The 22,344-nt window shown below is 59.6% G+C and carries 21 protein-coding genes; 3 read left to right on the top strand and 18 right to left on the bottom strand.

Annotated elements, in window-relative coordinates; translation table 11 throughout:
• Positions 1-139 precede the first annotated feature (139 nt).
• Positions 140-1,363 carry a nucleoside recognition domain-containing protein gene (locus A0251_RS13220; RefSeq protein ID WP_062817319.1) on the top strand — a complete coding sequence of 408 codons (1,224 nt, stop codon included), beginning with the start codon at positions 140-142 and terminating at the stop codon, positions 1,361-1,363.
• Here the strand turns inward: A0251_RS13220 and A0251_RS13225 are convergent.
• Complete coding sequence (locus tag A0251_RS13225) at positions 1,345-1,992, bottom strand: alpha-ketoglutarate-dependent dioxygenase AlkB (RefSeq protein ID WP_082810886.1); 648 nt, start codon at positions 1,990-1,992, stop codon at positions 1,345-1,347. The genes A0251_RS13220 and A0251_RS13225 overlap by 19 nt on opposite strands.
• Before the next feature lie 63 nt (positions 1,993-2,055).
• On the opposite strand from A0251_RS13225, the gene corA reads away from it, so the two are divergent.
• The gene (gene corA, locus A0251_RS13230) at positions 2,056-3,006 is read left to right on the top strand and encodes a magnesium/cobalt transporter CorA (RefSeq protein ID WP_062817320.1); all 951 of its coding nucleotides are present in this window, start codon (positions 2,056-2,058) and stop codon (positions 3,004-3,006) included.
• A 212-nt stretch (positions 3,007-3,218) separates the two neighbouring features.
• Here corA and A0251_RS13235 read toward each other — a convergent pair whose 3' ends face one another.
• Together A0251_RS13235 and A0251_RS13240 are read right to left on the bottom strand one after the other, a co-directional pair.
• Positions 3,219-4,052 carry an MBL fold metallo-hydrolase gene (locus tag A0251_RS13235; protein WP_062817321.1) on the bottom strand — a complete coding sequence of 278 codons (834 nt, stop codon included), beginning with the start codon at positions 4,050-4,052 and terminating at the stop codon, positions 3,219-3,221.
• A 385-nt stretch (positions 4,053-4,437) separates the two neighbouring features.
• Positions 4,438-4,920, bottom strand: coding sequence for a hypothetical protein (locus A0251_RS13240; RefSeq protein ID WP_062817322.1), 483 nt, complete (start codon positions 4,918-4,920; stop codon positions 4,438-4,440).
• Between the two features lie 74 nt (positions 4,921-4,994).
• Between A0251_RS13240 and yaaA the strand changes: the two genes are divergently transcribed.
• Positions 4,995-5,768 carry a peroxide stress protein YaaA gene (gene yaaA / locus A0251_RS13245; protein ID WP_062817323.1) on the top strand — a complete coding sequence of 258 codons (774 nt, stop codon included), beginning with the start codon at positions 4,995-4,997 and terminating at the stop codon, positions 5,766-5,768.
• Positions 5,769-5,877: 109 nt separating this feature from the next.
• Here yaaA and A0251_RS13250 read toward each other — a convergent pair whose 3' ends face one another.
• From A0251_RS13250 to A0251_RS13320, 15 genes are all read right to left on the bottom strand, one after another.
• On the bottom strand, positions 5,878-6,174 hold the full coding sequence (locus tag A0251_RS13250) for a hypothetical protein (RefSeq protein ID WP_062817324.1): 297 nt from the start codon (positions 6,172-6,174) through the stop codon (positions 5,878-5,880).
• Positions 6,175-6,191: 17 nt separating this feature from the next.
• Positions 6,192-7,109: a universal stress protein gene (locus tag A0251_RS13255; RefSeq protein WP_062817325.1), complete on the bottom strand. Its 918-nt coding sequence runs from the start codon at positions 7,107-7,109 to the stop codon at positions 6,192-6,194.
• A complete protein-coding gene (fnr, locus tag A0251_RS13260; protein ID WP_082810887.1) occupies positions 7,106-7,852 on the bottom strand; it encodes a fumarate/nitrate reduction transcriptional regulator Fnr in 747 nt (248 codons plus the stop codon). Before fnr ends, A0251_RS13255 begins: the two co-directional genes overlap by 4 nt.
• A gap of 47 nt (positions 7,853-7,899) precedes the next feature.
• Positions 7,900-9,273: an oxygen-independent coproporphyrinogen III oxidase gene (gene hemN / locus A0251_RS13265; protein WP_062817326.1), complete on the bottom strand. Its 1,374-nt coding sequence runs from the start codon at positions 9,271-9,273 to the stop codon at positions 7,900-7,902.
• Positions 9,274-9,339: 66 nt separating this feature from the next.
• Complete coding sequence (locus A0251_RS13270) at positions 9,340-10,119, bottom strand: sulfite exporter TauE/SafE family protein (RefSeq protein ID WP_063509654.1); 780 nt, start codon at positions 10,117-10,119, stop codon at positions 9,340-9,342.
• Between the two features lie 2 nt (positions 10,120-10,121).
• Complete coding sequence (gene ccoS, locus A0251_RS13275; RefSeq protein ID WP_082810888.1) at positions 10,122-10,343, bottom strand: cbb3-type cytochrome oxidase assembly protein CcoS; 222 nt, start codon at positions 10,341-10,343, stop codon at positions 10,122-10,124.
• Entirely contained in the window at positions 10,322-12,694 is a 2,373-nt protein-coding gene (locus A0251_RS13280) for a heavy metal translocating P-type ATPase (protein ID WP_062817328.1), read from the bottom strand. The genes ccoS and A0251_RS13280 overlap by 22 nt, the downstream gene beginning before the upstream one ends.
• The gene (locus A0251_RS13285) at positions 12,691-13,209 is read right to left on the bottom strand and encodes a FixH family protein (protein ID WP_062817329.1); all 519 of its coding nucleotides are present in this window, start codon (positions 13,207-13,209) and stop codon (positions 12,691-12,693) included. Before A0251_RS13285 ends, A0251_RS13280 begins: the two co-directional genes overlap by 4 nt.
• On the bottom strand, positions 13,178-14,596 hold the full coding sequence (ccoG, locus tag A0251_RS13290; protein WP_062817330.1) for a cytochrome c oxidase accessory protein CcoG: 1,419 nt from the start codon (positions 14,594-14,596) through the stop codon (positions 13,178-13,180). Before ccoG ends, A0251_RS13285 begins: the two co-directional genes overlap by 32 nt.
• Positions 14,597-14,677: 81 nt before the next feature.
• Complete coding sequence (ccoP, locus tag A0251_RS13295) at positions 14,678-15,589, bottom strand: cytochrome-c oxidase, cbb3-type subunit III (RefSeq protein ID WP_062817331.1); 912 nt, start codon at positions 15,587-15,589, stop codon at positions 14,678-14,680.
• A complete protein-coding gene (locus A0251_RS13300) occupies positions 15,586-15,738 on the bottom strand; it encodes a cbb3-type cytochrome c oxidase subunit 3 (RefSeq protein WP_062817332.1) in 153 nt (50 codons plus the stop codon). Before A0251_RS13300 ends, ccoP begins: the two co-directional genes overlap by 4 nt.
• On the bottom strand, positions 15,735-16,370 hold the full coding sequence (gene ccoO, locus A0251_RS13305; RefSeq protein WP_062817333.1) for a cytochrome-c oxidase, cbb3-type subunit II: 636 nt from the start codon (positions 16,368-16,370) through the stop codon (positions 15,735-15,737). Before ccoO ends, A0251_RS13300 begins: the two co-directional genes overlap by 4 nt.
• A 10-nt stretch (positions 16,371-16,380) precedes the next feature.
• The gene (gene ccoN, locus A0251_RS13310; RefSeq protein ID WP_062817334.1) at positions 16,381-17,811 is read right to left on the bottom strand and encodes a cytochrome-c oxidase, cbb3-type subunit I; all 1,431 of its coding nucleotides are present in this window, start codon (positions 17,809-17,811) and stop codon (positions 16,381-16,383) included.
• Between the two features lie 186 nt (positions 17,812-17,997).
• Positions 17,998-21,132 (bottom strand): efflux RND transporter permease subunit, encoded by a 3,135-nt coding sequence (locus A0251_RS13315; protein ID WP_062817335.1) that lies wholly within the window; start codon positions 21,130-21,132, stop codon positions 17,998-18,000.
• Positions 21,132-22,208: an efflux RND transporter periplasmic adaptor subunit gene (locus A0251_RS13320; protein WP_062817336.1), complete on the bottom strand. Its 1,077-nt coding sequence runs from the start codon at positions 22,206-22,208 to the stop codon at positions 21,132-21,134. The genes A0251_RS13315 and A0251_RS13320 overlap by 1 nt, the downstream gene beginning before the upstream one ends.
• Positions 22,209-22,344 lie beyond the last annotated feature (136 nt).

Below are 22,344 nucleotides of genomic sequence, written 5' to 3' on the forward strand. Positions count from 1 at the left end.
AAAGACGGGCATGCAAGGAGTTATCCAGGGGTGCCCTGACCTGTAGACTATTGTGACGGTGCGAAGTTGCACTGTCAGAAAAGCCACTCCATTACGGTTTTCAGCAATCCAAACAAGACCCTAGCGTACGGGGGAAGCTTTGCACAGACTCTTCAGCCTGTTTTTCCTTGCGGGTATCGCCGGAGCGGTAATCCAGCTCATCAGTGGTGATATGGAGGCCCCGGGCCGATTAATCAATGCGCTGTGGGCCGCGGCAGACCTTGCCGTGGAGGTCAGCCTGGGGCTGATCGGGGTGCTGGCATTGTGGAGCGGGCTATTCAAGATGGCGGAGGCCAGCAACCTGGCCGCCCGGTTATCCTCCTGGGTGGAGCCGCTGCTGGCTCGACTGATGCCCGGTGTCCGGCGCACTCCGCAGGCATCCGCCCCCGTCTCCATGAACCTGGCAGCCAATATGCTGGGCCTGGATAACGCGGCCACTCCGCTGGGGCTGAAAGCCATGGAGCGCTTGCAGGAGGGTAACCCGCAGCAGACTCGGGCCACGGACAGCCAGATCATGTTTCTGGTGCTCAATACCTCCTCAGTGACCCTGGTCCCGGTGACGGTGTTGCTGTTTCGGGCGCAACAGGGCGCCGCCGACCCGGCAGCGGTCTACCTGCCTTTGCTGATGGCAACTACCGTCTCCACCCTGGCGGGGATACTGGTGACCGCCCGGGTTCAGCGTATTTCCCTAGCCGACCCGCTGTTGCTGCTGGTGGGCGGACTCTGGTTGGCCATCCTGGGGATCCTGGGCACCATTGTCTGGCTGGCTCCGGCCGAGCTGGCCAATACGCTCTCCAGTCTGTTGGGCAATGGCATCCTGCTGTTGGTATTGAGCGCCTTCTTTATCGCCGCCTGGCGTGGGGGCGTGGATAGCTATGACACCTTTGTGGAGGGAGCCAAGGAAGGGTTCACCCTTGCCGTCAGGCTGATTCCGTATCTGGTGGCCATGTTGGCGGCGATCGCCATGTTGCGAGCTGGCGGCGTGCTGGACCTGTTTCTTGATGGCATTCGCTTTGCCGCCGCCGCGATCGGTTGGGATACCCGCTTTGTGGAGGCACTGCCGGTTGCCTTTCTCAAACCACTGAGCGGCTCCGGGGCGCGGGCGGCCATGGTGGATGTGATGCAGACCCAGGGGGTGGATTCGCTGGCTGCCAGAATGGCCACGGTGATGCAGGGCTCCACGGAAACCACCTTCTATGTTCTGGCAGTGTATTTTGGCAGTGTCGGTATTCGCGATTTCCGCCATGCCCTTTGGTGTGGCCTGGCGGCAGATGCGGCGGGGCTGATTGCTGCGATTCTGCTCAGCTATGCGTTCTGGGGTTGACCGCGGGTGATTATCTGGCGAAAGGTCAGATTGAGGCGCTCTGCCTGAACCCGCTGACGGCGTGGCAACGCATGCTGAAACCTTCGCTGCACATCCGGACTCATCAGCAACAGGCTGTTGTCGGGCAAGGCAAGGCACAGGCACTGTCGGCCGCCACCACGGGGGCGAAAAACGAAATCCCGCTCAGCGCCAAGGCTGTAGGAGGCAATCCATGGCTGCGGTCCCAATTCCGGTTCATCATCGCTGTGATAGCCCATGCAGTCCCTGCCGTTCCGATAGCGATTGGCAAGCACCGAGTTGAACCGGTGTCCGCAGAGTGCACTGACCGCATCCCGCACAGGCAAAAGGGGCGCCGGCCAGCCCTCCGCCACATGCTGATGGCCTGAATAACGATAGGGAATACCCGCATCGCCATGCCAGGCGGTTAGCCGTGGTACGGTATAGCTGCGGCCGAATACCTGTACCTGAGGCTGTTGCCAGTCCAGTTGCGCGTTTAATGCCGCCTGTAGCGATCCGCACAGCGAAGCGGGCAGGGCATCGCGCCACAGCCAGAGGCGGGCGTCACCGGCCAATGTGATCAACTCCGGAGCCTTGTTTGGATTCCCGAAGTCGGGATCGTTGACAGTCATAAGTCTGGTGCATTATCAAGTTGCTGCCGGCCGCTTGCCGGCGATCATGATCAGGGAAACATCATGCTGCATATCTTCCGTATCGAGAACGGTGTTCTGCGTGAAAAGGACACAGAAAGCATTCTGCCAACCCTGGCGGACGACGCCAGCTGGATTGACCTGGTCGATTCGGAAGACAGCGAACGGGAGCTGGTACAGCAGTTTCTGGAAGCGGAGCTGCCAGCGTCCGATGATATGGAAGAAATTGAAGCCTCCGCCCGATTTTTCAGCGACGAGCAGGGCCTGCATGTCCATTCCCTGTTCCTGTTCCAGTCAGAAGGTCGTGCCCGCACCTCCACGGTCGCCTTTGTGGTACAGGAAGGGCGGTTGCTGTCATTCCGCGATTCCCGCTTGCCGGACTTTCGCCTGTTGCGTCTGCGTGTGCGTCGCGGCTGGGTGAAGACCCAACAGCCCATTGATATTCTGCTGAGCATTCTGGAACAGAAAGTGGAGAACCTGGCCGATGCCCTGGAGGATGTGCATCGGGATCTGGAGCAGGTCGGTTACAGCGTCCTGGAAGAGGAAAACGGGGAGCTGGAAGACGATATCGAAAAGCTGGCCCGGCTGGAGGATACCAACGGCAAAATTCGCCTGTGTCTCATGGATACCCAGCGCTCCATCTCCTTTATTCAGCGCTATGTAAGAACCGACAAGGTCCGCCGCCGGACCTGTGCCGAGGTGCAGCACGATCTGGACACGCTGATGTCGCATACCACTTTTCTGTTCGACAAGATCAACTTCCTGATGGATGCGGCGCAGGGGTTTATCAATATTCAGCAGAACCAGATCATCAAGATCTTTTCCATTGCCGCGGTGGTGTTCCTGCCACCGACCATGATCGCCAGCATCTATGGCATGAACTTCGAGATCATGCCGGAGCTGGATTTCCGCTTTGGTTATCCCATGGCGATCGGGCTGATGTTCCTGTCCGGCCTGACGCCATATTGGTTCTTCAAGCGCAAAGGGTGGCTGTGAAAAGCAGTTAACAGCGAAAACCTTGTATTGGTGCACCTGTAGGAGCACCGCTTGAGGTGCGAAAGAGGCGGAGCGAGAAGCGAGCAACGAGTCGCGAAAACCAGAATCGTCGCTGGTTTGCTTTTCGCCATTCGAAACTCGCTTCTCGTACCCCGTAAGCCTCCTTGCCGACTTCGCGCCTCAAGAGGCGCTCCTACCAAGATGCTGCGCAATCAGGTTCTGTGCCAGCCTTGACCGGTTTCCTGGGCCTTCCCATCTTCTGCCAGCTTGATCAGGTGGGCCTGGAGGGAGAATTGCGCCACGCCATGGAGGAACTCGGGCACATCGTCGTAGACATCCTTAACCAATATGGCCAGGGGTTGTGCGTCGCTGGAAAGCGCCTCCAGGACCTTGTCTTCCCGTTTCTGCCGGTGTGCCAGCGTCTGGCTCAGGGTGGCCTCCGGATCGCCGATCACATCCCCGTGGCCCGGTGCCATGCGGGTAATGCCGCGGTGCTGGAGTTTACGCAGAGAGGCGAAGTAGGCCTGCATGGAACCGGAGGGTGGGGCGATGACCACTGTCGAGCCCTGTATCAGGTGATCACCGGTAAACAGCAGGCCATCTTCACTGAGATAGCACAGGTGGTTGCCCACGTGCCCCGGGGTTTCGATTACCTGCAGCGATACACCGCCACAATCAACCCGGTCACCCTCGGCCAATAACCGGTCCGCCTGCCAGCTTTCATCCTGCAGCCCGTCGTCGGGCACGGCGGGGCCCAGGCAACGGGCACCGGTTGCTGCCACCAAGGCCAGCGCCCCGGGGGAGTGATCACGGTGGGTATGGGTGACGATGATCTGTTCTATGGGTTTTCCCAGGGTACGCGAGGCCTGCAGCAATGCCTGCAGATGCTCCTGATCCTCCGGACCGGGATCAATGACAGTCAGGCTTTCCTTGCCAAACAGATAACTGTTGGTGCCTGGCCCGGTCATCATGCCCGGGTTGCGCGCCAGGACCCGCCAGGCATGGTCGCCAATGGGGGTGAGCTGGCCGGCAATCAGTGATGCCATAGTGACTCCTGGGAGTTTAGCAGGCTAATGAAACGCCTCTTGCGTACTCAGCGTGGCCTGAAAGGTGCAGCTGTTGTGTTTTGTCGCGACGGAGAGGGTGGCTCCCTTTCCTGGCGACAAAGAGCAGTAGATGGGCCATTCAGGCCACGCCTTTATGCTCTGCGAGTACTCCCGGGTCATCCAGGCTGACTCGCACTAGTTGTTGCGTGTTGAAGGTGAAGAGCTGATGGATTGTCATATCTCGATTCCCCTTGAGGGGACATTTTCAACACCGTGCCTGGATTGCGAGCCAGCCTGAAAGACTGACACGCAAGCGGCTTTTCAACAGCCTGCTCGAGGCCGCATTGTGACGATTCGCTCGGCAGGATGCCAGTAGCAGCCAGGATTACCGGTTGGGGTAGGCCAGCTTGTCGATGGCTTCCAGCTCCCAGCGGTCCACCGGGGTGTCCTCGTCCGGGTGGCGGCTGACCACGGCAAAGGGATAGTCCTTGCCGGCGGGCACATACATTTGCAGATCAATCGGCTGCTGGTAGATCACCGTGCACTCGCTCCCTGTCTCCGGGCAGGACAGGGCCCGGGCAAGAAGGGTGACGGCCGCCACATTCATTTCACTGCGATTGGCCAGATTACCGGTGAGCCGTACGCCGGATTCGGAAGCGAGACTGCCTTTCAATGTCACCACGATGCCGTCCGGAGGAAGGCGAACCTGATCATCACGGCCACCGTGCCAAACGCCAATGCCGAGCACCAGCAGTCCTGCCAACACCAGGCTCAGCACCAGATAAAACGGTCGGCGTCCCCACTGCCAGCTTCCCCACAGCAGAACAGTCACAGCGATAATGACAGTCAATACCAGTAATAGGCGCATTTATTCTCCAGAATTGCAGACCTCGCACTCCCTGATTCATATAATCCCGGGAGTCATATGTAAAGGAGTAGACCATGCTGATTGTCGTATCCCCGGCAAAGACCCTGGATTACGAGAGCGAATTGCCCGCGCTGAAAACGACCCAGCCCCGTTTGCTGGACGACAGCGAAGTGCTGATCGAGCGAGCGCGCCAGCTTTCCCCGGCCGATGTCAGCAGTCTGATGAGTGTCAGTGACAAAATCGCACATTTGAACGTGGAACGGTTTGCCCAATGGCAACGACCGTTCAACAAGCGTAACGCCCGACCGGCGGCATTTGCTTTCAAGGGTGATGTCTATACCGGCCTTGAAATCGACACCTTTACCGATAACCAGCTCAAGGAAGCGCAGAATTCGTTTCGCATGCTGTCGGGACTGTATGGTGTGCTTCGTCCACTGGACCTGATGCAGCCATACCGGCTGGAAATGGGAACCCGGCTGGACAATCCTCGCGGCAAGGACCTTTACACCTTCTGGGGGGACATTATCACCGAACAGCTGAACAAGGATATGAAAACGGCAAAAACCGACGTGCTGCTGAATCTGGCGTCCAATGAGTACTTCAAATCGGTGAAAAAGCAATCCATCAACGGCCGTATCATCGAGCCGGTGTTCCAGGACGAGAAAAACGGCAAGTACAAGGTGATCAGTTTCTACGCCAAGAAGGCCCGCGGATTAATGGCGGCGTGGGTCATCAAGAAGGGCATCAAGGATCCAGCAAAGCTGAAGAATTTTGATGTGGCCGGTTATCGTTTCTGCGCGGAGGAATCCACAGCGGAAAAACCGGTATTTCGGCGGCAAGAGCAGTAGGGATTTCAGTTGCGAGTCGCGAGGTTCGAGTTACGAAAGGCAAAAAACTGCTTCTATTGTGGCTTTTGCATTTCGAACCTCGAACCTCGTAACTCGAACCTAGAAATGATTATTTCCCGTCTTCGAATTCGCTACGGGCGGCAAGAAGGCCGGTTTTCAAACCATCCCAGGCCAGCTCCACACCGGCTTTGATGTCTTGCCAGGCATCCTCGCCGTGGGATTCCAGTTTTTCCAGTTTCGCTTCCAGCGCGTCGCGGCGTTCTTCAATGTCAGCAATTCTCTGCTTGGCTTCCGCGCGCCACTCGTCTCGCTTGTCACCCAGTCGCGCGGTCAGCCGATCCAATTGATAATCCCAGTCTTCCAGCTTTTGGCGAATGCTGTCGGCAAAATCCTTCTTATCTGTCATCGTAAGGTTCTCCTGAATCAGGCTTGCCAGGGACCCTGGAAGCCTTCGGGTTTGATCACCAGCACATCGGCGCTGGCACGGGTAATTACAGATTCCGCAGTGGCACCCAGCAATACCCGCTCCGGCAGGTTGCGGTGCACGGTGCCGACCACCAGCACATCCATGTCCTGGTCGTCACAATATTTGCCCAGGGTTGCTGCGACCGGGCCGGTAAGGGTCGTCATTTGATCCGGCCCAAGCCCATGGGCGGCGCCGAATTTCAGAAAGCGCTCCCGGTAGAAGCGACGCACCTCATCCATGCCACCGGCGTAATCCGGGATTGCCTCGCCCACCAGCATAATCATGCTGTCGTCCATTTCATCCAGGACATGGCAAGCGCGCAGGCTCCCACCCAGGTGGAGGGCAATCTCATTTGCCGCATCAAGCACCCGGATGGCCAGCGGCTCGTCCTGCTGCGCCTCGTTGCCCGGGTCAAGGGCAGCCAGCACCCTCGGCGATGACGACCAGGCACGACCATGGACGCACAGCACCGGACAGGGTGCCTTGCGGATCAGCTGCCAATCCCGGGGGGTAAACAGGTGCCGGCGAAGCCCGGTTTCCGCGCTGGTGTGGACCACGACCATGCCGGGTTGCAGGGCAATAATGCTATCGCGCAGCGCCTCCATGCTGTCTTTCTGCCAGAGAATGGAAAGTTCGCCATCCTCCCGGTCCGTCAGATGGCGGATCCGTTTCTCCCAGGCGCCATGAATTTGCTGCCTGGCGGCGTTTTGCCGCTCCTGGTCGATACCGACAGCCCGAACCATGGCAGACGAATAGGCATTGACCAGCACATGCAGTGGTCGCTGACTGGCATCCGCAATTTGCTGCGCCTTGTGCAGCGCCGGTTGGGGCGCTTTCAGGTCACTATCGAGAATGGCCAGAACGGGGGCGTTCACAGACTGGCCTCCAGATTTTGCCGCTCACCGCAAAGGCTGCGGCGATCCAGGATTTCCACTTCCCGGCCTTCCACGCGCAGCCATTCGTTCTGCTGGAGACGGGTAAAAATACGGCTGACCGTTTCCACCGCCAGGCCCAGGTAGTTGGCGATGTCGTAGCGGGACATGGGCAGGCGAAAAACCCGCTCACTGAGCCCGCGCCGCTGGTGGCGCGCTGACATGGACAGTAGTAGCGATGCCACACGATCATCCGCGTTCTTCTTGCTGAGCAGCATGTGCAGCTCACGGTCGGAGCGGATTTCGTTGCTCATCAAGCTGAAGAAATGGTGTTGCAGCGTGGGAATCCGCTGGGACAACATTTCCAGTTTGGAGAAGGGGATTTCGCACACCGTGGCCGTTTCCAGGGCCTTGGCGTTGGAAACATGGTGAGCGGTGCTGATGCCGTCCATACCGAGCACTTCCCCAGGCAGATAAAACCCGGTGACTTGCTCGTCGCCTTCATCGCTGAGCACATAGGTTTTCAGCGCGCCGGAGCGGACCGCGTAGACCGCCTGGAAATCATCCGCCGCGCGAAACAGGTGCTCGCCGCGCTTCAGGGGGCGGCCCCGGTGAATGATGCGATCCAGCTCGTCAAGCTGTGCCGGCGCCACTGCCAGGGGAAGACAGATGGGGCTCAGACTGCAATCATTGCAGGAAACATGGTGGGACACGGTGCGACTCCGGTTGATGGCTGCGTAGTGCAAATTTCACCTTACAGTATAGGGCAGGGTGAACAACAAACGTACAAGGTTCAGATGATACGACTGAAGCGATGTCTGGCTTCGTTCTGGGTATAACGGTCAAACGGCATCACCAGTGCCCGGCTGACCAGTCGGCCCCGATCCGTGATCACCAGACGGTGCTGATCGACCCGGACCAGCCCCTGCGCCTCGAATTCCACCCATGCCCCCAGAGCGTCCACAAAGTAGTCGGGAAAATTGATCTGCCACTGTTCGCTGAACAGCTTCATATCCACATACAGGTCGCACAGTAGTCGCATGATCAGATCCCGTCGCATCTGGTCGTCGCGATCCAGCAGATAGCCCTGCTCAATGGGAGAATGACCCTGATCAATGGCGTCAGACCACTGACTTAATGATTTCATGTTCTGGGCATAAAGGTTGCCGATCTGACTGATCGCGCTGACCCCAAAACCCAGCAGATCCGCATCGCCATGGAGGGTGTATCCCTGGAAATTGCGATGCAGCAGGCCATTGCGTTGGGCGACGGCAATTTCATCATTTTCCAGGGCAAAGTGATCCATACCGATAAACACATAACCGGCATCCTGCAGAATCCTGCCGGCCCGAACAAACATGGCCAGCTTTTCATCCGGGCTCGGCAGAGCCATGTCGGGAATCTGACGCTGAATCTTGAATCGCGCCGGCAGATGGGCGTAATTGTAGAGCGAGATACGATCCGGTCGCAGATCGGCAATTTGCTCCAGGGTCCTGGCCAGACTGGACTCTGACTGCCAGGGCAGACCGTAAATAAGATCGGTATTGATGGATTTGAAGCCGAAGTCCCGTGCCCATTCCATGGTCTGGCGAATCATTTCATAGGGCTGGACGCGATTGACGGCCTGCTGCACGCGAAGATCCAGATCCTGGACACCCAGACTGATGCGATTGAAACCCAGACCACGCAGCAGGCCCAGGCGCGCCTGATCCACGGTTCGTGGATCAATCTCGATGGCATAGTCGCCACGGTCGTCTTCGCGCAAGGTGAAGTGCCGGGCCATGTAATAGACCAGTTCGGTGATCTGGGCATCGCTCAGAAACGTGGGTGTGCCACCGCCCCAGTGGATCTGGGTCACCGGACGCTGGCTATCCACCTGGGCAGCGCGACGGCCGATTTCCTGCTTCAGCCGGCTCAGGTATTCCGCCGCCCGGCCGCGATTGGCGGTGACGATACGGTTGCAGGCGCAGTAGTAACAGACCGTGCTGCAAAAGGGCACGTGCACATACAGGGAAAGAGGGCGACGGGCGGCATTTCCGGCGGCAATGGCCCGGGAACACTCTTCCTCACTGATCTCTTCATGGAATTGCGGCGCAGGGGGATAAGAGGTGTAACGCGGTCCCGGACCGCCATACTGGCTGATCAATGCTTTGTCCCAGGTGGCCACACTCTCTCTCCTGTTGAGTGGTTTTGCCCATTATGGCCAGCTGTCAGGGCCCAATGTTGACCTGGATCAAGGGTCGGAATGGTGGTGCTGATGGTGGTGAGACGTATCGGAGGCGGGCCCTGTGGCACCATGATGGCCAGCGTGACCGCCCTGACCCATGGACCAGGCCTGCCAGAAGAACACCAGGGCCAGCATCAGAGTCAGACACGCCGCTACCTTGGGCCATGGCCCGGAACGAAAGCGCTGCAGCTGGGAGGCGATAACGCCAGTGGTGGCCACCGGCACCACGGTGACGACGCCAAAGCAGAGCATAACAAGGGCGCCTGACAACGCGCTGCCAGAAGTGATGGACAACGCCAGCGCCGTGTACACTAGCCCGCAGGGCAGCAGCCCCCATAGCCCGCCAAGTGCCAGGGCTTTTATCGGGTGATCCACCGGCAACAGACGGCGGGTCAACGGCTGCAGGCGACGCCATAATCCGGCACCGACGCCCTCCAGTTTCTTCAGCAACACGCCGCGCCCTAACAGATACCCGCTGAGCAGCAGCATCAGGATCCCGGACAGGGCCAGACCCACCGCCATGGAGGGCCCGGGCAGCCAGTCCAGCAGGGTCTTGCCCAGCGTTCCTGCCAGGCTGCCGAGCAGCACATAGGTGGATACCCGGCCGGTGCCGAACAGTAACTGCCAGCCCCAGAGGGCTTTGCCCCGTCGTTGTGGCTCCGGAATCGAGAAAGTCAGGGCACTGCTAATGCCGCCACACATGCCGATGCAGTGAACACTGCCGGCACTGGCCAACAGCATGGCACTGGCCAGCAATGCCAGCAGGGACTGCGAGGCTTCCGGCATCATCACTCCCCGTCGCCCCTTTCATTCCTTTCGTCCCTGTCAGCCGCCGTGTCATCACGTGTCCCCGGGACGCTTTTGCGCTGCTCCCGGTCTTCGAACACCACGCGCCAGGAGGCATTCTCCAGGTCATCAAACTGATCCTTGCGCAGGGCCCAGAAGAGCGCCCAGATAGCTCCGCCCAGAAACAGCAAGGCCAGAGGTATCAACAGGAGGACAATTTCCATCGGCTAACCCGTGTTGCGTTGAGGGTGACCAGTAGCGAGCTGGCAGACATGCCCAGGGCTGCTGCCCAGGGCGGAATCCAGCCGGCGACAGCAAAGGGAACCGCCAGCAGATTGTAGAGCAGGGCCCAGGTCAGGTTCTGCCGAACGATACGTCGGCAACAGCGGGCCAGCGCGGGCAGGGCAGGAATGGCATGCAGGTTATCCTGAAGCAGATACAGGCCTGCCGCCCGCTGGGCCAGGCTGGTGGCGTTGGCTGTGGCCACCGACACGTCTGCAGCGAGCATGGCCTGGGCATCGTTGATGCCGTCACCGACCATCATCTGGGGCCTGTCGGCTTGCAGTTCCGTGAGCCAGCGGGTTTTGTCCGCGGGTTGCATGCCGGCATGCCACTGCTCGAGTAACAATGCCCGAGCCACCGGCTCGGCGGCAGCCGCAGTATCGCCGGTTGCCATGCGTACCTGCAGACCCTGAGCCCGGAGTGCCTGGGTAACCGCCGCGCTTTCCTGACGAAGACTGTCCTGTAGCCATAGATACAACTGCACTGTGTGGTCACAGGTGAGTTGCAGGCAGGTGGTGCCCGGGCGCGCCTGCTCTGGCGCACCACTGATACGCCATTGCTGTCCGTGACGCACACCACTGATACCGTTGCCGTCCGGCTGGACAGCGGTGACCTGGGGATCCCGCTCCATGTCACGGAAAGCCTGTGCCAGCGGATGCGGGTTATTCCATTCCAGGGCGGCGACAATGGCAAGCAGCTCGGGCTCCGAAACGCTGCCGAGTGTTTGGCTCTCTACCAGGGAAAAGGCGCCCTTGGTCAGGGTGCCGGTCTTGTCGAACAGCACGCCGCCAATCTGTGGCAGTCGCAACAGCTGGCGAGGGGATGCCACCAGCACGCCTTCGCGCAAGGCGGTCCCCAAAGTGGCCGAGAGCGTCAGTGGCACCGCCAGGGCCAGGGCGCAGGGGCAGGTAATCACCAGTACCGCCAGGGTATGATCAAAGGCCTCGCCAGGCCCGGCAGGCCAATGCCACACCAGGGTAAAGGTGGCCAGGAACAACACGGCAGCGGTAAAGAGCGGGGCAATACGATGCCAGTCGCGAACCACGTCCAGTCGCTCGCGGCTGGCCAACTCCACCTGCTCGGCGATACGGGCAATCTGGCTGTGATCAGCAGCGCACTCGGCCTCCAGAGTGATTGCCCCCTCTTGCAGGCGCGCGCCGGCCACCAGGCGGGCATCATGGCCCCGATTGACGGGCAGGGACTCCCCGGTGAGTGCCGCTTCATCGAAACTGCCCTGGCCATCGACAATGCGGCCATCCACTGGAATCACATCCCCCTGTATCAGCAACAACCGGTCACCGGCCGTCACCTGACGCAGGCTGACCCACTCTGGCTGATCCCCACGCAGTCGCCGAACCGCCCGGGGCAGGGTATCGCCAAGCCGAGCATAACCGGCATGGATCGCCTGGCGCTGCCGGTGCTCCAGCCAGCGGCTGATCAACAGGAAGAAAACGAACATGGCAGCGGAGTCGAAGTAAACATGGCTACCGCCGGCGAACATGGCAACCAGGCTGCCGCCCCAGGCCAGAAACAGGGCCAACGCGATGGGGGTGTCCATGGTCAGGTTGAGATTGCGCAGCCCTCGCCAGGCGCCCTGAAAGAAAGGCCAGCCGGCGTAAAACACCACCGGCGTTGCGACAAGGAAACTGGCCAGCCGGAAGACCCACTCGTAAATCGCATCGGAGCCATCAAACACGCCGATATACAGGGCCATGGAATACATCATGGCCTGCATGGCGCCCAGACCCGCCAGTATCAGCCGGCCCAGGAGCCGTTTGTGCTCCCGCCGGTTAGCGGCACTGGCAGCGGGGTCGCCGGGCAGGCTCACGCCATAACCCAGCTGTTGGATACGACGGGCGGTTTCACGGGCCTCGGGAGTGCCCTGATAGTCCACGGTCAGTGTCATGCCCGCCAGATTGACGCTGGCGCGCTTCACTCCCGGTTGTGCGGAAAGGGTTTTTTCGATCAGCCAGCTGCAGGCGGCACAGGTGAGGCCACTAAGCTGCAGTCGCAGACGCTGGCCATCCGGTAGGGGGGTAGAGTGTGGCGCGAGCAGATCGGCAATGTCGAACAGGGCCAGATCCAGTTCAGCACGGCGAGCATCCGGTGCCGGAGCATCGTCCTGCCGGATTCGGTAGTAATCATCCAGGCCCATGCCATAAATGGTTTCAATGGCGGCCGCACAGCCCGGGCAGCAGGCATCGCGCTTTCCTTCCGGGGTGCGCGCAACGAAGGCGCCAGAAGGGGCAGGTTGCCCGCAGTGCCAGCAGGGTGGGGCGAGTCGCTGGTTCATGGTGTCGTAACGTGACCCAGACTCACGGTGCCGTCTTCAATGGTGCCGTTCTGGTACAAACGCCAGTGGCCCTCCGGCGTGGATGCGGTAGCGATAAAACGCCCGGACGCAGGCAGGACACCATCGCCCCGAAATACTCCGCTGCCCTGATGATGCAGCGTCAGCAAGACATCCTTTTCCTTGAGGGTAGGGTGACGAAGTGCCACCTTGATCATCGCCGGCGCCGGGATGCCGGCGTCGCTGGTCAACCTGGCCTGCACCCCTGCACCCACCTGGGACAGTACCAGGCCAATGCCCAGGCGCGCGGCAATCTGTTCCTGCTCCATGGAGCGGTTGATGCCGCGGCCTTCCTTGTACCACTCGTCCACCACAGGAGCGTCTGCATTGATCACAGCGATATACAGGGTGGTCAGGCCGGCAACCACGGAGCTGGCGGGCAGCAGAATGGCCAGCCACAACAGCGGATACCGGTACCAGGGGCGATCATCCACGGGGGGTGATGAAACGTGATTCATGCTGCTTCTCCAGGTCCGGGTCGTCCAGTGACCTTACTGAAAACCAGATGGTGGATGAGGGCATCTCCACCTCATAGGGGTCGTAACTGACGGTGACCGGCAAGGATAAATGCTGGCCGGGCTGAATGGTAAATTCGGTACTGTTCTCCATGCGCAGCCCCTCAGGGCCTTCCAGAGTCAATGTGTAGCGGTGGGCATCCTGACCCTTGTTGAGAATTTCCAGTCGATAGACATTTTCCACGCGCCCACTGCTGGCAACCCGGAACAGCTGATTACGATCGCGCAATACATCGACCTGCAAGGGCACCCGATTATAGAGAGTGACCATGAACAGGGTGGCCATGGCCAACAACACCATCCCATAGCCGACCAGACGCGGACGAATGACCCGGGATTCCTTGCCCTCCAGGGCATTCTCGGTGGTATAGCGGATTAACCCCCGGGGCTTGTCGATATGGTCCATCACATCGTCGCAGGCGTCGATGCAGGCCGCGCAGGTAATGCATTCATATTGAAGACCATCGCGAATATCAATGCCGGTAGGGCAAACCTGGACACACAGTCCGCAGTCAATGCAGTCGCCTTTTTCTACTTCCTGTGTGCCCTGTTGCCGCTTTTTGCTGCCTCGACCACGGGGTTCGCCCCGGGCTTCATCATAGGAAACGATGAGGGTTTCGCGGTCGAACATGACGCTCTGGAAACGGGCATAGGGACACATGTACAGACACACCTGTTCGCGCATGAACCCGGCATTCATATAGGTGGCAACGGTAAAAAAGGCCACCCAGAACAGCTCCCAGCCTCCCCAGCTGAAGTTGAAGATGCGCACGGTGAGATCCGTGATGGGGGAGAAGTAACCGACAAAAGTGAGACCGGTAAGAAACGCCAGGGCCAGCCACATGACATGCTTGCTGCCACGGCGTAGCACTTTGCTCAGGGTCCAGGGAGCCTCATCCATCTTGATGCGGCTGTGCCGGTCACCTTCAAATAACTGCTCAATCCATTGAAAAAAGCGAGTCCAGGTCGTCTGCGGACACACATAGCCGCAATAGACACGTCCGGCCAGAACCGTGAAGAAGAACAGGGCAAAAGCGGCAATGATCAAGGTCCAGGAAAGGAACAGGAAATCCTGCGGCCACAGCGTCAGACCGAAAATATGGAACTGACGGTTGGGCAGGTCGAACAGTACCGCCTGCTGCCCGTCCCAGCGAACCCAGGGCAGAGCCAGGTAGAGCCCCATGGTGCTGAGGATGGTGAAATCCCGAATACGCTGGAAACGACCGCTGATGGATTTGACCTGTATCCGTTTGCGTTTGGCATAGAGACTGATGGGCCCCTGTGCTTCCGGGCTGTCATCAACGGTTTTGATGCGGTCGCGTTCACTCATTACGCACCTCGAAGGGGGCTGGCGTGATCCACCGACTGGCCTTGTCGGCGGCCCCTGTGGGGCCGCGACAATGGCCTGTCGTTACGGAGCTGGTTTGTGGGACAGGCTGTAAACGTAGGCCGCAATCACATGAATCTTTTCATCGCTGAGCAGATTTTCATGCTTGGGCATTTCCCCTTTGCGGCCTTTACGGATCGTCGTTTCGATATCCTCCAGTCGTGGACCGTAGAGCCAGGTGGTGTCAGTGAGGTTTGGCGCACCCATGGCCTGAATCCCCTTGCCGTCTTGCCCATGACATGCGGCACAGACGGCAAATTTAGGCTTCGCCCGCTCAATGGCGGCGGCTTTTTGCGCATCCCTGGCAAGATCCGGCCGGCTCAGGCTTTGCACATAAATGGCCATGTCGCGCACAGCTTGATCGGTATTGCCGATGGCCGCGGCCATCGGGGGCATCATGCCGGTACGCCCCTGGGCAATGCTGGTAATGATCTGCTTGGGTTCACCCCCATAGAGCCAGTCGTTATCTGCCAGGTTCGGATAGCCTTTGGCCCCACGGGCATCCGAGCCATGACAAATGGCGCAGTTATTGGCAAACAGCCGCCCCCCCACAGCCAAGGCTTCCGGGTACTCGATCAGTTTTTCCACCGGCACCTTGGCAAACTCTTCGAACAACGGGTCGGTTTGCCGCGCTACCAGGGTGACTTCCTTTTCATACTGGCCGGAACTGCTCCAGCCCAACAGGCCTTCAAACTTGCCCAGGCCCGGGTACAACGCCAGATAGATGCAGGCAAAGATCAGCGTTCCGATGAACAGGAACAGCCACCAGCGGGGTAGGGGCGCATTCCGCTCCTGAATCCCATCAAAGCTGTGGCCAGTGGTTTCCTTGGCCGCTTCCTCCGGAGAAATCTGATTGTTCCACAGCAATAGCCCCGCACAGCCGAGCAGATTGATGGCAACAATAATGATGATGAACCAGCTCCAGAAATCACTCATTGCTCATCCCTCTCTTTGCGGCGATCAGCCTCAAGGGCCATGTGTGCGAGTTTTTCGTAGTCTTTCTTGCGGCTGGGCCGGTACACCCAGAGGGTCATTGCAATAAACGCCACAAAGAAGACCAGCGTGAACAGGGCTTGATAGCTCATTGTGAGGCCTCCTTACGTTCCTGGCCGAGGGAAAGCAGATAGGCAACCAGGGCATCTTCTTCCGTGGCATCGGCCCACTCACCCCCGATCTTGTTCAACTGCTCGGCAATGTCCTGGTCGCTATAGGGGACGCCAAAGGTGTCCTTGAACAGTCGCAGGGTGCGTTCGGTATCACTCCAGTCCACCGGCGTTTCCTGCAACCAGGGGTAAGCGGGCATATTGGATTCCGGCACGACCTGGCGCGGATCACGCAGATGCTCACGGTGCCATTGCTCGGTGATCGGGCGCAGTCCCACCCGGGCCAGATCCGGGCCGGTACGCTTGGAGCCCCAGAGGAAGGGGTGCTCCCACACGTCTTCGCCAGCCACGGAATAGGCACCATAGCGTTCGGTTTCCGCACGCAGGGGCCGCACCATCTGCGTGTGGCAAACGTGGCAGCCTTCGCGGATATAGATATCCCGGCCTTCCATTTCCAGGGCAGTGTAAGGCTCCAGGCTTTCCAGCGGCTCGGTGGTGGCTTTCTGCCAGAACAAGGGCACGATTTCCGCCAGGCCACCAAAACTTACCGCGATCAATGTCAGCACGATCATCAGGCCGACATTCTTTTCCACTCTTTCATGGGCATTGGACATGTCGGTCTCCTCAGGCAGCCTGCAGCACGTTGTTGTCACCGCGGGTGTCACGTTCGCCAACGATGGTCTTGTAGACATTGACGGCCATCAGCACCATGCCGGCGAAGAACACCACCCCACCCAGCAGACGGATGGCGTAGAACGGTTGCCGCTCTACCAGTTCCTGCACGAAGTTGTAGGTGAGGGTGCCATCGGTATTGACTGCCCGCCACATCAGGCCCTGCATGATCCCGGACACCCACATGGAGGCGATGTACAACACGGTACCGATGGTGCTCAACCAGAAGTGGGCATTGATCCAGCCAACGGAATACATCTGTTTGCGATCGAACAGGCGGGGAATCATCACGTAGATGGCACCAATGGTGATCATGGCCACCCAGCCCAGCGCGCCGGAGTGCACATGGCCGATCGTCCAGTCGGTATTGTGACTCAGGGCGTTGACCGTCTTGATGGACATCATCGGGCCTTCGAAGGTGCTCATCCCATAGAAGGACAGGGCCACGATCATGAAGCGGATGATCGGATCCGTGCGCAACTTATGCCAGGCCCCGGACAGGGTCATCATGCCGTTGATCATGCCGCCCCAGCTGGGCGCCAACAGGACGATAGAGAACACCATGCCCACGGACTGGGCCCAGTCGGGCAGGGAGGAGTAGTGCAGGTGGTGGGGGCCGGCCCACATATACACGGCGATCAGGGCCCAGAAATGGACGATGGAAAGCCGGTAGGAATAGACCGGTCGCTGGGCTTGTACCGGCACATAGTAGTACATCATGCCCAGGAAGCCTGCGGTCAGGAAAAAGCCCACCGCATTGTGCCCGTACCACCACTGCACCATGGCATCGATGGACCCGGAGTAGACGGAGTAGGACTTCATCGCCGAGACGGGAATGGCGATGTTGTTGATCACATGGAGCAGGGCTACCGCAATGATAAAGGCGCCGTAGAACCAGTTGGCCACGTAAATATGGGGTTGTTTGCGTCGCGCAATGGTGGAGAAGAAAACGATGGCATAGGCCACCCAGACCAGGGTGATCAGGATATCAATGGGCCATTCCAGCTCGGCGTATTCCTTGCTGCTGGTATAGCCCATGGGCAAGGTGATGGCCGCGGCCACAATCACCGCCTGCCAGCCCCAGAAAGTGAAAGCAGCCAGCTTGGGAAACGCCAAGGTTGCTTGGCAGGTACGCTGCACCACATAGTAACTGGTGCCGATGAGGGCGGAGCCACCAAAGGCAAAAATCACCGCATTGGTGTGCAGCGGCCGTAACCGGCCGAAGCTGAACCAGGGTAATTCAAAATTGAGGACAGGCCAGGCAAGCTGGGCGGCGATAATGACCCCCACCAGCATACCCACAATCCCCCAGACAACCGACATGATGGTGAATTGCCGAACCACCGTGTAGTTATACGATGGTGAAACCGCGGAGTGTTCCATGTGCGTTCCCTTCCGAATGATGCGCCGGGAGACGATACCAAGCGTGTTCCCCGGCTTTCTTGATATAGATCAACTGCGCCGTTCGTAACCCTGGGACAAAATGTCTCACCCATCCTGGGATAGGCACATGACCTTTGTGGATAATTTTGGCGCTGTCGTCAACCGTCGGAAGGAAACGTTGCGGGATCAGGTCCTCTTTCTGAAAAGGGAAAGCACCAGGGCGGTGAGCGCTGGCAAGAAGGTGATGGTCACAATGGCGGTGCCAAGCAGCCCGAACAGGACGATGGCGCCGACGCCCCGATAGAGCTCGGTGCCCTCACCGGGAATCAGCACCAGCGGCGCCAGGCCGCAGACCGTGGTAATGGTGGTCATGGCGATGGGGCGCAGCCGTGATGATACGGCGTCGTTGACGGCCTCCACGGCGCTCATGGCCTTTTCCCGGAAATTCAGTGTTGCCTGATGGACGATCAGGATGGGGTTGTTCACCACGGTGCCCATCAGAATCAGAAAACCGAGCATGGTAATCATGTCGAAGGGCTGGGTGAGCGGTGGCAGACCGAGAAGCGGAAGCAGCGCGCCCACGCCATTCATCATCGCCAGGCCCAGCAGGCCGCTGGCAATACCCAGTGGAATCGTGGTCATGATCAGCAACGGGAAGCCCCAGTGGGTAAAAATCGCTACCAGCAAGAGATAGACCAGCAACAGGGCGACCACATAATTTCCGGACAGGGATTCCTGGGTGGCCTGTAACTGGTCGCTGGCACCGGACAGGGTGATGCTGATGGTATCCGGAATTTCCCCCGCATCACGTAACTGCTGGATCATGGCGCGCACCCGGCTGACACCGGTTTCCAGGGCCACACCACGGGGCGGGATGATATTCAGGGTCACCGTGCGTCGACCGTTGACCCGCCGTACCACACTGGTGTCTACGGTTTCTTTCAAGGTGGCCAGCGAAGACAGCGGCACGGTGGCGCCAATGGGCGTGTGCACCGGCAGGCCGGGCAGGGCGGCCAGGTCTGGCCGGGTGCCGGTACGCTGGCTGTAGGCATAAATGTCGATCTTGTCGTCACCCAGGAAAAATTCATCCAGGTAGGCGCCATCAGTGAGCGCGGCCACGGTAAAGCCGAGAGCCTGCGTGGAAAACTGCACTTCGGCAGCACGGCTCCAGAGCGGATGGACCTCTATCAACGGCTGGGCCAAGGACAGGCTGGCGGGTTGCGACTGGATACGCGGGTTATCGAAAACCCGTTCGGCCTCTCGCTCAAGACGCGAGGCCACCGTGTAGATTTCCGCCAGGTCCGCCCCGGCCACATCCAGCGTGACGCTGCGGGCACCCCCATCATTACTGGAAATAATCGAGCCCCGGGCGGCAAAAGCGCCCATGCCGGGATAGCGGCGATACACCTGGGTAATGCTGTCCATCATCGCTTCCATATGGGCCGGGTCCACCGGCTCGGCAATGATGCGCAAGCGCTCGGCATCCACGCCCATATTCAGGTATTTCAGGGGTGGCATGGCCAGTTTGCCAGCGTCATAGTCTGCCGGGTCCGCGCCCACCAGCGGCAAGAATTCCGCTTCCACCTCGTCGGCAATGGCTGCCATGGTGCTGAGGTTATAACCGGGTGGTGCGCTCATACTGGCAAAGGTTTTCGGCTCCTCGCCCTCCGGCAGATATTCCGCCGGCGGCGTCAGGAACAGCACAATAGCGCCCCCGATCAGCACGGTTGCCACCAGGGTGGCCACTTGCCGGGGCCGGCTACTGGAGAGGCGGGCGGAAAGCCGGTGCAGGGCGGTCATCCAGCGGCTGTGCTGGCCGTCATGGGCCACCACTGCACTGAAATCCAGACGGGCGGAGAGGGTGGGGATCACTGTCATGGCTACCAGCATGGAGACCAGAATCGACGCGGATACGGCGATGGCGATATCCGAGTAGAGCTGGCCGGCCTCTTCCTGGATAAAGACCACCGGCAGGAACACCAGCACCGTGGTCATGGTAGAGGCGAACACCGCCGGCCATACCTTCTGGATACCACTCACTGCCGCGCGAAAGCGATCGAGCCCTTTGCGTCTTTCCATCTCGATGCTTTCCAGCACCACAATGGAGTTATCCAAGGTCATGCCGATGGCAAAGGCGATCCCGGCCAGGGAAATCACGTTGATGGTGCGCCCGGCCAGTAGCAGCCCCAGAAACGCGGCAATGGTACAGATGGGAATACCAATCACGCCCACGGCGGTGATCTTCACCGAGCGCAAAAACAGGAACATGACCAGGGTGGCAAAGGCGGCGCCAATGGCCAGATTGGTCCACACATTGGCCACCGAGGCTTCCACGTAACGCACGTCGTCGGCGATCAGCGCGATCCGCATGCCGGCCGGCTCCAGCACCTCCCGATTGATCTGAGCCACCTGATCAAACATGGCGTACTTGATATCGATGACATTGGATCCGGTCTCCCGGCGCACCGCCAGGCTGATCACCGGCTCACCATTCACCCGCGACAGGCTGCGAACCGGGAAGTGATCCAGGACCACCGTGGCCACGTCCCCGAGACGCACCAGAGAATCACCGTTACGGGCCAGAATCAGCGCATTGAGGCTGTCGATATCCTTGAAACGCCCCACCGTACGCAGCAAATATCGGCGCTTGCCGCTTTCCAGTTCGCCACCGGAGACATCCCGGTTGCGTTCGCGCAGCGCATCGCGCACATCCACCACACCCAGGCCGAACTGGGCCAGCTTCTGCGCATCCAGCAGCAGCTGAACCTGTCGTTCCGCGCCGCCGCGGACTTCCACCTGGGACACCCCGGGTACGCTCTCCATCCGCGAGCGGACTTCGTCATCAATGAAGTCCTGCATCATGTCCATGTCCAGCCCGCGGGGATTGTCGGGCAGGGGAGAGACGCGGTAATACATGAAAGCGTTGCTGGAAAACGAACTGGACAGAATCCGCGGTTGATCCACATTGTCGGGATAGGCAGGCACCTGACTGAGGGCATTATTGACCCGAATCAGCGCATCGGTGATATCCACACCGAAGGGAAATTCCAGTTCGATTTCCGCTTCGCCGCTGCCGGCGGAGGAGGTCATACGGCGCAAATTGGGCAGGTTGCGCAGGTATTCCTCCTGCTCAATAAGGATTTCCTTTTCCACATCCTGGGGGGTTGCCCCTGGCCAGCTGGTGACAACCGAGATGGTGCGCACCTCCAGATCCGGGATCATCTGTACCGGGATGCGCAAGGCTGCCAGCACGCCTAGCAGAGTGATGATCAGCACCACAACGGTCATCAGGGTGCCATGGCGAACGATCTTGTCGAACATCAGTCCACCACCCGAAGCGTGTCACCATCGCGCAGACTTTCATTGCCACGCACAACCACGCGATCACCGCTCGACAGGCCCTCAAGCACCGAAGCCTGCGGCGACTGCCCAGATGCAACCTTGACGACCTTGCGGCGCGCGACCAGATCGTCACCGTCACCCTCAGCCAGCCAGACGGTCACATTGCCCTGGCTGTCCTGGAGCAGGGCATCACGGGGCACCGTGGGGCGGGCATCCGCGGATAACATGCGCAGCCGGCCATTGATCGCCATCCCCGGGGTCAGGCCTTTTTCATCAATGCTGGCGCGTACCGTAAAGGTTCTCGCCGTGGGATCATTCACCGGCACAATGGCCGTGATTTTTGCGCTCATGGCATTGTTCGGGTCGTTCTGGTCTGCCAGCCAGACATCGATAGCCGTATCGCCGGAAAGCTGCGGAAAATAACGCTGGGGCACGGCAAAATCCGCGTGCAACGTATCGCTGCCGACCAGCTCGAAAACGGTGGTCCCGGGAGTGACCCATTCGCCAACCTCACTCAGTTTGGCGCTGATCACGCCGCTGAAGGGCGCTCGCAGGGTATGTCGCTTGATCAGCGCCTGCTGGCGTGCCATCTCCGCCTGACTGGCCGCCAGGGAAGACTCGGCCACCTGAACCTCGGATTCCAGACTTCGGACCTCACTGGCGGCAATGCTGCGCCGGGCGACCAGACTATTGGCTTCCTCAAGGCGCCGACGGGCATCGGCCAGCGTTGCCTGTTGCTGCTGATAGTTGGCCCGGGCACGTTGCAATTCCAGTCGATTGAGCTCCGCATCCAGCTCAATCAGTGCGGCGCCTGCATCTACCTGGTCGCCGATATCCACGAGCAGTTTGCTCACCAGACCCGACACCGACGCGGAAAGCCGGGCGGCACGATCTGCCACCAGCGTGCCGTTCACCAGCAGCGCATCCTGGGAGCGTGACAGAGTGACCGTCTCAAGAGAGACTGGCTTGCGATCATCCGCCTGTGCAGAAACAGCGAATGACAACAGCAACACAACCCGGAAAAGACGATGAGATAGCAGGGACAGTGACGGCATACGTGTCCTTGTGGTTATTTTCAGACTTAACGACAGCGCATACTTTAGCAGGGTAAAGGCAAGTCCGAGTGAATCGGGCGTAAGGATTGTAGGGATGCTGCCTGGATCAAGATAACTATAACTACGCATAATGTAT

Origin of the sequence: Alcanivorax sp. NBRC 102024, from assembly GCF_001602235.1 — a bacterium.
In the GTDB taxonomy this organism is placed as follows: Bacteria; Pseudomonadota; Gammaproteobacteria; order Pseudomonadales; family Alcanivoracaceae; genus Alcanivorax.

Coding starts and splice junctions, on each gene's coding strand:
- ccoP (WP_062817331.1), bottom strand. CDS start 15,589: ATGAGTGATTTCTGGAGCTGGTTCATCATCATTATTGTTGCCATCAAT.
- A0251_RS13250 (WP_062817324.1), bottom strand. CDS start 6,174: ATGACAGATAAGAAGGATTTTGCCGACAGCATTCGCCAAAAGCTGGAA.
- ccoS (WP_082810888.1), bottom strand. CDS start 10,343: ATGGAAATTGTCCTCCTGTTGATACCTCTGGCCTTGCTGTTTCTGGGC.
- A0251_RS13270 (WP_063509654.1), bottom strand. CDS start 10,119: ATGCCGGAAGCCTCGCAGTCCCTGCTGGCATTGCTGGCCAGTGCCATG.
- ccoO (WP_062817333.1), bottom strand. CDS start 16,370: ATGTCCAATGCCCATGAAAGAGTGGAAAAGAATGTCGGCCTGATGATC.
- A0251_RS13235 (WP_062817321.1), bottom strand. CDS start 4,052: ATGGCATCACTGATTGCCGGCCAGCTCACCCCCATTGGCGACCATGCC.
- yaaA (WP_062817323.1), top strand. CDS start 4,995: ATGCTGATTGTCGTATCCCCGGCAAAGACCCTGGATTACGAGAGCGAA.
- A0251_RS13280 (WP_062817328.1), bottom strand. CDS start 12,694: ATGAACCAGCGACTCGCCCCACCCTGCTGGCACTGCGGGCAACCTGCC.
- A0251_RS13240 (WP_062817322.1), bottom strand. CDS start 4,920: ATGCGCCTATTACTGGTATTGACTGTCATTATCGCTGTGACTGTTCTG.
- ccoG (WP_062817330.1), bottom strand. CDS start 14,596: ATGAGTGAACGCGACCGCATCAAAACCGTTGATGACAGCCCGGAAGCA.
- A0251_RS13300 (WP_062817332.1), bottom strand. CDS start 15,738: ATGAGCTATCAAGCCCTGTTCACGCTGGTCTTCTTTGTGGCGTTTATT.
- A0251_RS13285 (WP_062817329.1), bottom strand. CDS start 13,209: ATGAATCACGTTTCATCACCCCCCGTGGATGATCGCCCCTGGTACCGG.
- A0251_RS13315 (WP_062817335.1), bottom strand. CDS start 21,132: ATGTTCGACAAGATCGTTCGCCATGGCACCCTGATGACCGTTGTGGTG.
- ccoN (WP_062817334.1), bottom strand. CDS start 17,811: ATGGAACACTCCGCGGTTTCACCATCGTATAACTACACGGTGGTTCGG.
- A0251_RS13225 (WP_082810886.1), bottom strand. CDS start 1,992: ATGACTGTCAACGATCCCGACTTCGGGAATCCAAACAAGGCTCCGGAG.
- corA (WP_062817320.1), top strand. CDS start 2,056: ATGCTGCATATCTTCCGTATCGAGAACGGTGTTCTGCGTGAAAAGGAC.
- A0251_RS13320 (WP_062817336.1), bottom strand. CDS start 22,208: ATGCCGTCACTGTCCCTGCTATCTCATCGTCTTTTCCGGGTTGTGTTG.